Source organism: Nonomuraea sp. NPDC049646, assembly GCF_044465525.1.
Lineage (GTDB): Bacteria > Actinomycetota > Actinomycetes > Streptosporangiales > Streptosporangiaceae > Nonomuraea.
Genome location: NZ_JBITLU010000008.1, coordinates 375,529 through 388,671, shown reverse-complemented (window position 1 = coordinate 388,671; position 13,143 = coordinate 375,529). Strand labels below are relative to the sequence as shown.

Here is a 13,143-nt window from a genome sequence, read left to right as displayed (position 1 = left end):
GGCAATGAGTGTTACAAGTGTCTTCATGAAACGCCTGAGCATCGATGGAGCATTGCTCTACACCCCCCGCATCCTCAGCGATCCCCGGGGCGTTTTCCTGGAAAGCTTCCGCGCCGCCGACCTGCGGGAGGCGACCGGGCGCTCGATCGAGCTGGCCCAGGTCAACTGCTCGGTCTCCAGCCGCGGAGTGCTGCGCGGCATCCACTTCGCCGACGTGCCGCCCGGCCAGGCCAAATACGTCATGTGCGTGGCGGGCGAGGCCCTCGACGTCGTGGTGGACGTCCGCGTGGGGTCGCCGACGTACGGGCGGTGGGAGGCGGTGCGGCTGGACGACGTCTCGCGCCAGGGCATCTTCCTGACCGAGGGATTAGGCCATGGCTTCATGGCCCTCAGCGAGTCGGCCACGGTCGTCTACCTCTGCTCCTCCCCGTACGACCCGGCCCACGAGCACGGCATCCACCCGCTCGACCCCGATCTCGCCATCGAGTGGCCGATCGACGTGGAGCCGGTCCTGTCGGCGAAGGACGCCGCCGCCCCCACGCTCAAGCAGGCCCGCGACGCGGGGATACTGCCGTCGTGGTGAGCGTCGTGATCCCGGCCCACAACGAGGCCAAGGTGCTCGGCCGGCTGCTGGACGGCCTGCTCGGCGAGGCGGCGCCCGGCGAGTTCGACGTGGTGGTCGTGGCCAACGGCTGCACCGACGGCACGGCCGAGGTGGCCCGGCCGTACGACGTCCGGGTGCTGACGACGCCCGTCCCCTCCAAGAGCGCGGCGCTGCGCATGGGCGACGCGGCCGCCCGCGGCTACCCCCGCCTGTACGTCGACGCCGACATCGAGCTCAGCACGGCCTCGGCGCGCGCGCTGGCGGCCGTGCTGGCCGCGCCGGACGGGCCGCTCGCCGCCGCGCCGGAGCGGGACCTGACGCTGGCCGACCGCCCGTGGCCGGTGCGCGCCTACTACGCGATCTGGACCCGGCTGCCGCACGTCCGCACCGGGCTGTTCGCCCGGGGCGTGATCGCGGTGAACGCCGCAGGCAACGAACGGCTGCGCGCGCTGCCGCCGGTGATGGCCGACGACCTGACCGCCTCGCTGGCCTTCACGCCCGACGAACGCGTGATCGTCGGCACGGCCCGCGCGGTGATCCATCCGCCGCGCACGGTCGGCGACCTGCTGCGCCGCCGGGTCCGGGCCATGACCAGCGTCACCGAGCTGGAGCGGACCTCGGCCGGCGCGGGCGAGCGCACCGGCCCGCGCGACCTGGCGGCCATCGTGGCGAAGGAGCCGCGCCTGGCGGGCGCGGCGGCGGTCTTCGCCGCGATGGCCGTGCTGGCCAGGCGGCGGGCCGCCCGCGCGATCCGCGCGGGCGACTACACCACCTGGCTGCGCGACGAGAGCAGCCGGAGCTAGCTGACCGGCGTGTTCATGTCGGTGGTGATCTGGGCGGCGGTCAGCGCCTTGTTGTAGACCCGCACCTCGTCGATCAGACCGCTGAAGTACTCGCCCGAACCGCTGTTCCCGCCGATCCGCAACGGGCTCGTCCCGGTACGCAGGTTGCCGACCGTCGGATTCGTCGCCACCTGCGTGCCGTTGACGAACATCCGCAACGTCGAACCGTCATAGGTCGCCGCCACATGACTCCAGACGTTCAACGGCAGATTGCCCGCCGCCGGAGCGTTCGCCCCCGAAGACGTGTAGACGAACGCCGCCGGACCGCTGCCGCCACTCCCCATGATCGCGTACGCCAGATCAGCCCCGAACTCCTTCATCAGCACCGTCCGCCACCCCGTCACACTCGACGGACGCACCCACGCCTCCAACGTCATCCCGCCGGTCAGACGCAGAGAAGCGGAGTCGGCCACCGTCACCCAGCTCGACGTGCCGTCGAACGACAACGCCTGGCCGTACTTGCCGGCCGTCCAGGTCGCCGCGGTGAGGGTGCCGTTGTTGCCGTTGCCGGAGGCGTCGGCGACGGCCGTCCCGGTACCCGCGTTCATGCCGTACGCCGCCACCAGCCCGCTGACCGTCGGCGGCTGGGTGACCACTGCGGACGCCTCGTTGGACGGCGGCCCCGTGTTGCTGGAGCCGTCGAAGGCCACGACGCGGTAGTAGTACGTGCCCGCCGCGACCCCCGAGTCCGTGAACGACGTGCTCGCGGTCGAGCCCACCTGGTTGGCCCCGGACGGCGTGAACCCGGCGGTCGCCGACCGGTGGACGGTGTACCCGGTGACGGCCACGTTGTCGGTCGAGGCCGTCCAGGTGAGCTGGGCGCTGCCCTGACCGCCGGTCGCGGCCAGCGAGCCGGGGGCGGTGGGCGGCTGCGTGTCGGGCGGTCCCTGCTGCCCGACCGGGGTGTTCATGTCGGTGGCGATCTGGGCGGCGGTCAGCGCCTTGTTGTAGACCCGCACCTCGTCGATCAGGCCGCTGAAGTACTCGCCCGAGCCGCTGTTCCCGCCGATCCGCAACGGGCTCGTCCCGGTACGCAGGTTGCCGACCGTCGGATTCGTCGCCACCTGCGTGCCGTTGACGAACATCCGCAACGTCGAACCGTCATAGGTCGCCGCCACATGACTCCAGACGTTCAACGGCAGATTGCCCGCCGCCGGAGCATTCGCCCCCGACGACGTGTAGACGAACGCCGCAGGACCGCTGCCGCCGCTCCCCATGATCGCGTACGCCAGATCAGCCCCGAACTCCTTCATCAGCACCGTCCGCCACCCCGTCACACTCGACGGACGCACCCACGCCTCCAACGTCATCCCGCCGGTCAGACGCAGAGAGCTGGAGTCGGCCACCGTCACCCAGCTCGATGTGCCGTCGAACGACAACGCCTGGCCGTACTTGCCGGTCAGGGACCACGTGGTGTTCGCGGCCGTGCCGTTGTTGCCCTTGCCCGAGGCGTCGGCGACCGCCGTCCCGGCGCCCGCGTCCATGCCGTACGCCGCCACCAGGCCGTCCGGCACCTGGGACTGCTGGTAGGTCGCGGTGTAGGTCGCCGCGGTGGCCGGCGCCGTGACGTTGTGGGTGGCCGCGCCGCCGTCGGACCAGGAGGCGAGCGTGTAGCTGGAGCCGCCGGAGCTCTGCGGCGAGGGTGCGGAGACCGAGTTGTGGGAGCCGACGATCACCGTCCTGGTGAAGGGGGCGACGGTCTGCTCGCTGTTGAAGCCGAGCTGCAGCCCGGCGGGCACGGTCTGGAAGGTCAGGTTCACCGTCTTCGGCTGCAGCAGCACGCTCTTGGTGTCGGTCAGGCCGTGCGCGTCGGTCACGGTCAGCCGGAGCTCCAGGTGCGACGGGTATTCGTGGTCCGGCGGCGCGAACGAGCCGCCGGTGCCGGTGAAGGTGGTGATCTCGTGCTCGTGGCAGGTGCTGGGGCAGTGATGCATGATCAGCTTCCACTGCATCCGCGAGCCGGGGATCGTGCCGTCCTGGGCGTCGGTGCCGGTGCCGGAGAACGTGATCGTGTCGCCGACGGCCCACGTCAGCGAGGGCGACGGCGAGTTGATCGTCGCCGTCGGCGCCGTGTTGTTCACGTTGATCGTCACGGTCGCGGTCCCCTGGCCGCCTCGCCCGTCGTCGGCCAGCAGCTTCACCACGTAGGAGCCGGGTTGCGCGTAGGTGCGGGACGGCGTGGCCGAGGTGGAGTCGTCGTAGTCGCCGTCGCCGTCCAGGTCCCAGCGGAAGGTGAGCGGGTCGCCGTCGGCGTCGGCGGAGCCGGCGGAGGTGAAGTTCACCGTGAGCGGCGCGTTGCCCGAGGTCGCGCTCGCGCCGATGACGGCGGTCGGCGGGGTGTTGTTGTACAGGTACCGGATGATCTGCCCGTTGGTGTAGTCGACCGCGAACAGGTCGCCGCCGGGGCCGGTCTGCACCTCCACGGCGGGCATCCCCGAGTCGAACGTGGTCACCGTCGCCGGGTCGGGCAGGCCGTTCGCGCCCTTGGTCATGACCCAGACGCACGACCTGCTGAAGTCGGAGAAGAACAGAGCTCCGTCGTAGGCGGCCGGGTAGGAGCCGCCCTCGTAGAACGCGACGCCGCTGGAGGACGACCCGCCCGACGGGCACGGGTCGTTCGGCGCGGGCTTGGAGGCGTGGTTCCAGGCGAAGTACGGCTGCGTCACCGCCGCCGGGCCCGCCGCGTACAGGTTCTCGCAGAGGGTCAGGTTCAGGTTGTCGTAGCCGCCCTGCCGGGCCGGGCCCTCGTAGCAGGGCCAGCCGAAGTTGCTGACCGGGCCGGTGGGCGAGGTGATCCGGTTGATCTCCTCGTAGGTGTTCCAGCCGACCTCGCCCGCCCAGATCTCGTTCGTGCCGGGCCGTACGGTGATGCGGAACGGGTTGCGCTGGCCGTAGGCGATGATCCGGGCCGCGTTGGGGTCGCTGCTCCCCGCGTTCGGGTTGCCGGGGGCCGCCGCGCCGGTGTCCGGGTCGACCCGGATGATGCTGCCGTTCAGGCCCGCCGGGTCGCCGCCGGTGCGCAGGTCCTGCGAGCGCAGCGCGCCGCCCTCGGCGGCCGGCGGGGCGAGCGCGGTGCCCACGGGCGAGGGCGGGTCGCCGCAGGGGTTGTCCGGGGTGACGTCGGAGCTGGTCAGGTTGTCCTGGCCGTAGTCGGCGAAGTTGAAGCTGGCGCCGTCGCCGCCGCTGGCGTAGAGCATGCCGTCGGGGCCGAACGCCAGGTCGCCGACGGAGTGGCTGGGGTGCTGCTGGCACCAGCCGGTGATCAGCGGGGTCTCGGCGACCGAGCCGCCCGAGGGCGCCAGCACGGACAGCCGCCCGGTGATCAGGCAGCCGTCCCCGGTCGCGCCGGGCGGGGTCGGGCACGGGTCGGCGCTGACGCCCGCCGCGCCCCAGCGCGGCGCGCTGCCGCCGGGCACCGCGTCGTAGGAGTACAGCACGTAGATGCGCGGGTCGGCCGGGAAGTCCGGGTGCAGGGCCAGGCCGAGGAGCCCGCGGTCCCAGAAGTTGTGCACCTGCGTGCGCAGGTCGGCGTAGATCGCCGGCGTGGTGTCGGCGAGGGAGTCGAAGACCTTGATCAGGCCGCTCTTCTCGGCGACGAACACCCGGCCGTCCGAGGCGAACTCGATGTTGGTCGGATTGGTCAGGCCGCTGAAGACCACCTGTCTTTGAAAGCTGCCCGGCAGTGCCTGCGCGGGCGGCGGCGCGACGATCGCCAGCCCGGTCGTGATCAGCAGGACGGATAAAAGCGCATGGCGAAGCCGCCGTAACACGGGAACCCCCTTGAAACGGAAAAATCCCCCGAGCCCTGGATCGATCTATCGCACCGATTCAGGGCTAAGTCACGCGCTTTGTCCGCATCTGGCCAGCCACGCGTACAGCAGCCACCCCAGCTCGTACGGCCGGCACTCCCGGTCCACGGCGACCGGCGGGTAGACCCGGTCCAGGACGCCCAGCCGCATCTCCTTGTGCACGCCCGTCGCCATCGCCCGCAGCCCGCGCACCAGCTTGCGCGGATCGGCCCTGGCCTCCTTCCGCCAGGTCAGCGCCAGGTCGTCGAGCACGAACGAGGGCCGCCCGATCATCCAGTCGAGCCCCTTGGAGATCTCCGCCACGTACGCCGTGCCGCCCGCGTCGGCCAGGTCCAGCAGCGCCATCGGCCCCATGGACAGCTGGTGGACGCTGTAGACCGGATACCCCTCCACCACCGAGCCGGTACGGGCGTCGTAGTGCCACCACCACTCCCCCTCCGGCCCCTGGGCCCGGCAGATGCCCGCGGCCACCTGCTCGGCGGCCCGCAGCGCCTCGGCGTCCCCGGTGGCGGCGTGCAGCCGGGCCAGCGCCTGCAGCGGGTAGACCTGGTCGGCGAAGCACCCCACGTGGGCGCGGTAGCGCGGCACCAGCGGGCCCCGGCCGAGCGCGTGCGGGTAGAGCCGGTTGCCGGCCAGGCCGCCGAGCAGCCGCTCGCGGGCGCGTTCCGTCCGGCCGTCGCGCACCCCGGCCGCGACCAGGGCGGCCAGCGCCCACGCCGCCTCGACGGTGTGGATCTGCTCGCCCGCGTCCAGCTCGGCCAGGCGGCGCAGGGCCAGGTCGAGGTCGGCGTGCCCGGTCTCGGCCGCCGCCCAGCAGATCAGCGCCGCGTCGCCGGCGCCGGTCACCTCGGGAAGCCGCTTGACCAGGTTCCCCACCAGGTCGAGGACGTCGTCACCGGCCAGCGCCGCCCGCTGCCGGGCCTCCTCCAGGGTGGCCACGCCGAGCGCGACGATCGCGGAGTAGCGGATGCTGCGCCCCTCGGGCACCGCCGTCCACGTGCCGTCGGCCTGTCGGCGGCCCCGGCGGGTGAAGACGAAGCCGCCCTCGCCGTAGCCGGGGGGCAGGCCGCGTACCGACAGGTCCAGCATGCCCCGCACGAAGTCCTGGTGGCCGGAGCTCAGCAGAGCGATCCGGTGATCCGTCACGTCGTCTCCTCGATCCTGCGTCTGACACCGGCCCACTCCCTGACCACCAGGAGCAGGAAACTGCCGTTGGTGCGCACGTAGCGCGGCCCGAGCCGCAGCGGCTCCTGGAGCATGCGGTAGAGCCATTCCAGCCCTAATCGCTGCCAGCGCACCGGCGCCCTGCGGGTGCGTCCGGCCAGCACGTCGAACGAGCCGCCCACGCCGTGGATGATCCGCGCCCCGGTGCGCTCGCCCCACTCGCGGATGAAGATCTCCTTCTTCGGCGAGGTGATGCCCAGGAACAGCAGGTCGGCCCGCGAGGCGGCGATCTCGGCGGCGACCTCGGCCGACTCCTCCGTCGCGAAGTAGCCGTCGCGGGACCCGGCGACGGCCAGGCCCGGGTAGCGGGCGCGCACCTCGTCCAGCACCCCGGCCAGCACCTCGGCGGTCGCGCCGAGGAAGTAGGCCCGGTAGCCGCGCCGGGCGCCCTCGGCCATCAGCTCGGTGAACAGGTCGATGCCCGCCACCCGCTCGGGGATCCGGTGCCCGAGCGCCCGCGCCGCCCAGACCACCGCCTGTCCGTCGGCCAGCACGAGGTCGCTGTCCAGCACCGACTGACGCAGGGCGGCGTCCGCGCGCATGTTGACGACCTTGGCGGCGTTCACCACGCCGATGGTCAGCCTGCCGCCGTCCGCGACGGCCGCCACGCAGCGGGCGATCACCTGGTTCATGGTGAGGGCGTCCAGCACGGTGCCGAACACCGTCCTCCGCTCCGGCAACCTCGTCATCCGTCCCCCTGGGTGTCCATGACATATCGGTCTCAGCTCCGGAAACGTCACATCAAGGAAGGACCAGCTCGGTGAGCGTGGCCCGGTGGTCGGTCCGCGGCACCCGCAGGGTCTGGAAGCTCCGGACCGCGATCCGCCGGTCGGCCAGCACGTGGTCGATGGCCACCTTCGGGAACAGCCGCGGCTGCTCGTAGTAGGGCCAGGTCATGGAGAGACCCTTTCCGGTGACGTCGGCGGCGTCCCGGTAGCCGGTGGCGATCAGGTCGCGCAGCACCGCGTGGTCGAGCGTGGAGTTGAAGTCCCCGGCCAGGATCCGCAGGCGGCCGCCGGCGGGCGGCAGCGCCCGGATGCTCGACGCCCAGCAGGCCGTGCGCCAGCCCTCCGAGGGCGCGCACGCGTGCACGGCGACGATCTCGGCCTCCCGCCCGCCCGGCAGCGTGACGACGGCGGGCAGGTGGCGCGGGCTCTCCTCGAAGGGCGGCGCCGCGATCGGCGAGTCCGCGGCCCGCAACGGGTAGCGCGAGTAGATCGCCGCGCCCGACGAGTCCTCCCCCGGCAGCACGATCCGGTACGGCAGCAGCCGCGTCAGCCCCAGCTCCTCCACCCGCTCCCGCATCAGGCCGGTGAACTCCAGCAGGTGCAGCACGTCGGGCCGCTCGCGCTCGACCGTCTCCACCAGCACCGGCGGCAGCACGGAGGAGTGCAGCAGGTTGACCGCCAGCACCCGCAGCACCGGCCCGGCGGCCGGCGGGTTGCCCTCGGGCACCGCGCGCGGCACGACGGCCACCGCGAACGCGCACGTCACGGCGAGTGCAGCGGCGATCAGCGCCCCGGCGCGCAGGTAGAGCGCGAACGCCAGCGGCACCACCGACAGCGCCGCCGCGTACGGCGTGAACGACACGAGCTGCGACCACAGGAACTTCGGCTCCCACCCCAGCAGCCGCAGCCCCGCCCATCCCGCGAGGCCGCACACCATGAGCCACAGCACCGCGCCGCCTACGCGGCGCCGCACCGGCGCCCGCGCGTCAGCACCGGCCAGGCCGCGCGCAGCGCCTGGCGCCAGTGCCGGATCGGCTCTCCCTTCGTGTGCGCGAGCACGCTGTTGGCCGGACGCCGGGCCGGCCGGGGGAAGCCCGCCGAGCTCACCGGGCGCACCCGTTCGGGGTCCAGGCCGAGCAGCGTGAAGATCTCCTTGGCCAGGCCGCACCATGTCGTCTCCCCGGAGCTGGTGCCGTGGTAGACGCCCGGCGGCAGGTCGGAGCGCGCCAGCCGTACCAGGTAGTCGGCCAGGTCGGCGGTCCACGTCGGCTGGCCGTGCTGGTCGTCGACCACGTCCACGGTGTCGCGCTCGGCCGCCAGCCTGATCATGGTCCGGACGAAGTTGGGGCCGGCCGCGCCGTACAGCCAGGCGCTGCGCACCACGTGGTGCCCGTGCTCCAGCGCCGCCCGCTCGCCGGCGAGCTTGGTCCTGCCGTACGCGTTCACCGGCGCGGTCGGCGCGTCCTCCGGGTACGGGTCCGGCGCGGCGCCGTCGAAGACGTAGTCGGTGGAGACGTGCACGAGCCGCGCCCCGGCCCGCGCGCAGCTCTCGGCCAGCCAGCCCACCGCGTGCCCGTTGATCTCCAGCGCCTCGGTCTCGTGGGTCTCGGCGTCGTCCACGGCGGTCCAGGCGGCGCAGTTGACCACCACGCCCGGCCGGTAGGCGGCGACGAAGTCGCGGACCGCGCGCCGGTCGCACAGGTCGAGCTCGGACCGGCCGAGCGCGAGCACCGGCTCGCCGGTCAGCCCGGCCCGTTCCAGGACGTCGGCGGCCAGCATCCCGCCGCCGCCCGTGACGAGCCACCTCATGGCAGGCGCCCGGTCACGCGGGCCACCAGTCGCGGTGCTCGGCGTACCAGCGGATCGTGTCCTTCAGCCCCTGGTCGAACGGGATCTCCGGGCGGTAGCCGAGCTTGCGCAGCTTGCTGTCGTCCAGGGAGTACCTGCGGTCGTGGCCCTTGCGGTCCTCGACGTGGCGCACCGAGTCCCAGCCGCGGCCGCAGGCTTCGAGCAGGCGGGCGGTCAGCTCCTTGTTCGTCAGCTCGGCGGTGCCGGCGATGTGGTAGATCTCGCCGGGCTCGCCCTTCTCGGCGACCAGGCGGATGCCGGCGCAGTGGTCCTCGGCGTGGATCCAGTCGCGCACGTTCCCGCCGTCGCCGTACAGCGGCACCGGGCGGCCTCGCAGCAGGTTCGTGACGAACAGCGGGATCAGCTTCTCCGGGTACTGCCGGGGGCCGTAGTTGTTGCCGCAGCGGGTGATCGACACGTTCAGGCCGTAGGTGATGGCGTACGAGCGGGCGATCAGGTCGCCGCCCGCCTTGCTGGCCGCGTACGGCGACCGCGGGCGCACCGGCGCGGACTCGTCCCAGGAGCCGATGTCGATCGACCCGTAGACCTCGTCCGTCGAGACCTGGACGACCTTCGGCGTGCCCGCGTCCAGGCACGCCTGCAGCAGCGTCTGGGTGCCGAGCACGTTGGTCCGCATGAACTCGGCGGCGGCGCCCTCGATCGACCGGTCGACGTGCGACTCGGCGGCGAAGTTCACCACCAGGTCGTGGCCGGGGACGACCTCGCGCAGCAGCTCGGCGTCGCAGATGTCGCCGTGGACGAACTCGTGCCGCACCCCTTCGAGGTTGGCCCGGTTCCCCGCGTAGGTGAGCTTGTCGAGGACCGTGACGTACGCGTCGTGCAGCCCCCGGACGAAGTGGGAGCCGATGAATCCCGCGCCGCCCGTCACCAGAATTCTTGTCATGTAGTGATCTGTACCTTGCTGTGATCGCCCAGCACGAGGCGGTGGGCTCTGGGCGTGTTGGGCGCTCGGGTGACCTCGACGTCGTGGCCGATCAGTGACGCCTCGATCCGGCCGACGCCGTCGATGGACGCCCGGGGCAGCAGGATCGAGTATTCGATCTCGCTGCCGGTGACCACGCACGACGCGCCGACCGAGGTGAACGGCCCGACGTAGCTGTCCTGGACGCGCGCCCCCCGGCCGATGATCGCCGGGCCGACCACGCGGGAGCGCTCGACCACCGCGTCCGGCTCGACCACGACCCGGCCGATCAGCTCGCTGGCCTCGTCGACCCGCCCGCGCACGCCGGGCTCGACCGACTCCAGGACCAGCCGGTTGACCTCCAGCATGTCGGTGACGTTGCCGGTGTCCTTCCAGTATCCCGAGATCACCGACGACTCCACGCGCAGCCCGGCCTCGATCAGCCACTGGATGGCGTCGGTGATCTCCAGCTCCCCCCGCCACGACGGCTTGAGCTCGGCGACGGCGGCGTGGATCGCCGGGCTGAACAGGTAGACGCCGACCAGCGCCAGGTCGCTCTTGGGCCGGGCCGGCTTCTCCTCCAGGCCGACCACCCGGCCCTTCGCGTCCAGCTCGGCGACCCCGAACTGGCCGGGATCGCCGACCCTGGTCAGCATGATCTGCGCGGCGGGCCGCTCCCTGGCGAACCTGTCCACCAGGTCGTTGATGCCGCCGACGACGAAGTTGTCGCCCAGGTACATGACGAAGTCGTCGTCGCCCAGGAACTCGCGGGCGATCAGCACGCCGTGGGCCAGCCCGAGCGGCGCCTCCTGGCGGAGGTAGGTGACCTGCAGCCCGAACGCCGAGCCGTCCCCCACGGCCGTCTCGATCTCCGCCTGCGTGTCCCCGACCACCAGGCCGAGCTCCCGGATCCCGGCCGCCGCGATGGCCTCCAGCCCGTAGAACAGGACCGGCTTGTTGGCGACGGGGACCAGCTGCTTGGCCGAGGTGTGCGTGATGGGCCGGAGCCGTGTGCCCGACCCTCCGGCGAGCACGAGTGCCTTCACTGCTAGTAAGCCCCTTCTCCACGGGTGACGACGGACCAGGTCTTCCACAGGATCTGCAGGTCGAGCAGGAGCGACCAGTTCTCCACGTAGCGCAGGTCCAGCCGGACGGATTCCTCCCACGTCAGGTCGGATCGCCCGCTGACCTGCCAGAGGCCGGTCATGCCCGGCTTGACCACCAGACGGCGGCGCACGTCGGCGCCGTAGCTGGCGACCTCCTCCGGCAGCGGCGGCCGGGGGCCGACGAGGGACATCTCACCACGGATGACGTTGAGCAGCTGCGGCAGCTCGTCCAGCGAGTAGCGGCGCAGGAACGCGCCGACCCGGGTGATCCTTGGATCGTTCCTTATCTTGAACAGCACGCCGTCGAACTCGTTCGACGCGAGAAGCTGGTGCTTGAGCCGTTCGGCGTCGACCACCATCGTGCGGAACTTCACCACCCGGAACTCCCGGCCGCCCCTGCCCACCCTGGTCTGGTGGAACAGCGCGGGCCCCTGGCTGGTGAGCCTGATCACCAGGGCGAGCGTCAGCAGCGGCAGCGCGAGCACCAGCAGGGCCGCGCCGGCCACCAGCCGGTCGAAGGCCGCCTTCACGAGCTGCCGGGTGCCGTCGAACTCCGGGTGCTCGACGTGCAGCAGCGGCATCCCGGCCACCGGCCTGATGCTGATGCGCGGGCCGGCGACGTCCATGAGCGCGGGCGCGACGAACAGGTCGGTGCGCGCGGTCTCCAGGCTCCAGGCCAGCCGGCGCAGCGCAGCGCCGTCCAGCTCGGGACAGGCCAGGACGGCCACCGCGTCGGCCCGCGAATGGGCCACGACCTCGGCGACGTCGCCGAAGGAGCCCATCACCGGGATGCCGTCGAGGTCGACGTCGAGCGTGTCGTGCGGCAGGCAGGCTCCCACCACCTGCATGCCGTGGTGCGGCTGGCGGCGGAACTGCACGACGAGGTCGAGGATCGACTCCCGGTGCCCGACCGCGATCACCTGCCGCATGTACTCGCCGATCGCCCGCCTGCGATGAAGCCGCTTGCGCATGCGGTAACGGAAGTAGAGCGTGGCCAGCAGCACCAGCGGCAGCATCGCCATGACGAAGCTGCGCGCGATGGCCGTCTGTGTGGCGTAGGCCAGGATGGCCGTGGTGGCCATCAGCCCGATGCCGCCGGTGAAGACGGCCTTGAACTCCTCGGTGCCCTCGCCGTTGGCGCGTTGCCGGTACGCGCCCGCCATCCTGAGCGCGACCGGCCAGGCGACGAGCAGGCCGAGCCCGAGCACGTACTCGGCGATCGGCACGTACACGCCGGAGGCCAGGCGTATGCCCAGCACGCACGCGCACGCCAGCAGCGCGCACGCCGTGTCCCCGCCTAACAGGAGCCGCAGGTACGCCCGCGTCCAGATGTTGGACTCAAGGCGTGGCGCGGCCTCGAGGAGCACAGCAGTGGACTCCCCAGTCCCCACCCTCATAGCACCACCCTGTGATAACTGCTTTCACCGCGATAACAGGACGTTCCTTGTGCCGCATAGGTTGACAATGACCCATGCGTTATCAAGGGCGGCGGCCCCCACTAAAGAGTAAAGATCGATTCCAACCTGGGGAATAACGGGAAATGTCCACAATCGGACGTCGATCTAGGGGTTTCGGGGGTTGACGGAACGATCCAAAAGTGCAGCGTACGGGCGAGAAAATGTGAGGTTTATGGCGACATTTCGCCAGGTGACCGGGAAACTGAGCCGCTAGTCGTACTCCAGGTCCGGCAATGCGGACGGCGGATCAGGGCTGCGCCACACGACCACAACTCCGTCACGCGCGGAATCGGCCGCCAGGTTCAGCCGGTCGAGATCGAAATCGGGCAAGTAGCGTAGCCGGGCGACAAAGGTGGCATCGGTCGCGGAACGCGGCACCACGCAGCCTTCGCCGTCCCGGTCGAGCAGGATGTAGAGGACGTCTTCCCCGGATTCGGTGGCGACACGGACCTCCACCACGTCCTCCCACGCGAGGGCTTCGACGCTGCCGTCGGCGTAGTGGCGGGTGACGCCCTCTTCGGTGACATATACGTAGGAGTCCGGCATCGGGTTGCCGTGCATGGCCGCGATTCTTGCGAGTTCCGGGGCCGTCCCGCAAGGGTT

General features: G+C 71.6%; 11 protein-coding genes. 2 read left to right on the top strand and 9 right to left on the bottom strand.

Annotated elements, in window-relative coordinates:
* Positions 1-25 precede the first annotated feature (25 nt).
* Both rfbC and ACIBQ8_RS25920 read left to right on the top strand, forming a co-directional pair.
* Positions 26-583 (top strand): dTDP-4-dehydrorhamnose 3,5-epimerase, encoded by a 558-nt coding sequence (rfbC, locus tag ACIBQ8_RS25925; RefSeq protein ID WP_352364730.1) that lies wholly within the window; start codon positions 26-28, stop codon positions 581-583.
* Entirely contained in the window at positions 577-1,407 is an 831-nt protein-coding gene (locus ACIBQ8_RS25920) for a glycosyltransferase (RefSeq protein WP_397193168.1), read from the top strand. Before rfbC ends, ACIBQ8_RS25920 begins: the two co-directional genes overlap by 7 nt.
* Here ACIBQ8_RS25920 and ACIBQ8_RS25915 read toward each other — a convergent pair.
* From ACIBQ8_RS25915 to ACIBQ8_RS25875, 9 genes are all read right to left on the bottom strand, one after another.
* Positions 1,404-5,216: a LamG-like jellyroll fold domain-containing protein gene (locus ACIBQ8_RS25915; protein WP_397193167.1), complete on the bottom strand. Its 3,813-nt coding sequence runs from the start codon at positions 5,214-5,216 to the stop codon at positions 1,404-1,406. The two genes, ACIBQ8_RS25920 and ACIBQ8_RS25915, sit on opposite strands and share 4 nt — an antisense overlap.
* 69 nt (positions 5,217-5,285) lie before the next feature.
* Positions 5,286-6,401, bottom strand: a complete 1,116-nt coding sequence (locus ACIBQ8_RS25910; RefSeq protein WP_397193166.1) for a hypothetical protein — start codon at positions 6,399-6,401, stop codon at positions 5,286-5,288.
* The gene (locus ACIBQ8_RS25905; RefSeq protein ID WP_397193165.1) at positions 6,398-7,168 is read right to left on the bottom strand and encodes a WecB/TagA/CpsF family glycosyltransferase; all 771 of its coding nucleotides are present in this window, start codon (positions 7,166-7,168) and stop codon (positions 6,398-6,400) included. The genes ACIBQ8_RS25910 and ACIBQ8_RS25905 overlap by 4 nt, the downstream gene beginning before the upstream one ends.
* A 52-nt stretch (positions 7,169-7,220) precedes the next feature.
* The gene (locus ACIBQ8_RS25900) at positions 7,221-8,180 is read right to left on the bottom strand and encodes an endonuclease/exonuclease/phosphatase family protein (RefSeq protein WP_397172985.1); all 960 of its coding nucleotides are present in this window, start codon (positions 8,178-8,180) and stop codon (positions 7,221-7,223) included.
* Complete coding sequence (gene rfbD, locus ACIBQ8_RS25895) at positions 8,165-9,016, bottom strand: dTDP-4-dehydrorhamnose reductase (protein ID WP_397172984.1); 852 nt, start codon at positions 9,014-9,016, stop codon at positions 8,165-8,167. Before rfbD ends, ACIBQ8_RS25900 begins: the two co-directional genes overlap by 16 nt.
* 13 nt (positions 9,017-9,029) lie before the next feature.
* On the bottom strand, positions 9,030-9,959 hold the full coding sequence (gene rfbB / locus ACIBQ8_RS25890) for a dTDP-glucose 4,6-dehydratase (protein ID WP_397172982.1): 930 nt from the start codon (positions 9,957-9,959) through the stop codon (positions 9,030-9,032).
* Positions 9,956-11,023: a glucose-1-phosphate thymidylyltransferase gene (locus tag ACIBQ8_RS25885; RefSeq protein WP_397154511.1), complete on the bottom strand. Its 1,068-nt coding sequence runs from the start codon at positions 11,021-11,023 to the stop codon at positions 9,956-9,958. The genes rfbB and ACIBQ8_RS25885 overlap by 4 nt, the downstream gene beginning before the upstream one ends.
* 2 nt (positions 11,024-11,025) lie before the next feature.
* Positions 11,026-12,480 carry a sugar transferase gene (locus tag ACIBQ8_RS25880; RefSeq protein WP_397193164.1) on the bottom strand — a complete coding sequence of 485 codons (1,455 nt, stop codon included), beginning with the start codon at positions 12,478-12,480 and terminating at the stop codon, positions 11,026-11,028.
* A gap of 270 nt (positions 12,481-12,750) precedes the next feature.
* Positions 12,751-13,101 carry a hypothetical protein gene (locus ACIBQ8_RS25875; protein ID WP_352364750.1) on the bottom strand — a complete coding sequence of 117 codons (351 nt, stop codon included), beginning with the start codon at positions 13,099-13,101 and terminating at the stop codon, positions 12,751-12,753.
* Positions 13,102-13,143 lie beyond the last annotated feature (42 nt).

Excerpts from the sequence above, each read along its gene's own strand:
- ACIBQ8_RS25905 (WP_397193165.1), bottom strand. The coding sequence starts at position 7,168 with ATGACGAGGTTGCCGGAGCGGAGGACGGTGTTCGGCACCGTGCTGGAC.
- ACIBQ8_RS25875 (WP_352364750.1), bottom strand. The coding sequence starts at position 13,101 with ATGCACGGCAACCCGATGCCGGACTCCTACGTATATGTCACCGAAGAG.
- ACIBQ8_RS25880 (WP_397193164.1), bottom strand. The coding sequence starts at position 12,480 with ATGAGGGTGGGGACTGGGGAGTCCACTGCTGTGCTCCTCGAGGCCGCG.
- rfbC (WP_352364730.1), top strand. The coding sequence starts at position 26 with ATGAAACGCCTGAGCATCGATGGAGCATTGCTCTACACCCCCCGCATC.
- rfbB (WP_397172982.1), bottom strand. The coding sequence starts at position 9,959 with ATGACAAGAATTCTGGTGACGGGCGGCGCGGGATTCATCGGCTCCCAC.
- rfbD (WP_397172984.1), bottom strand. The coding sequence starts at position 9,016 with ATGAGGTGGCTCGTCACGGGCGGCGGCGGGATGCTGGCCGCCGACGTC.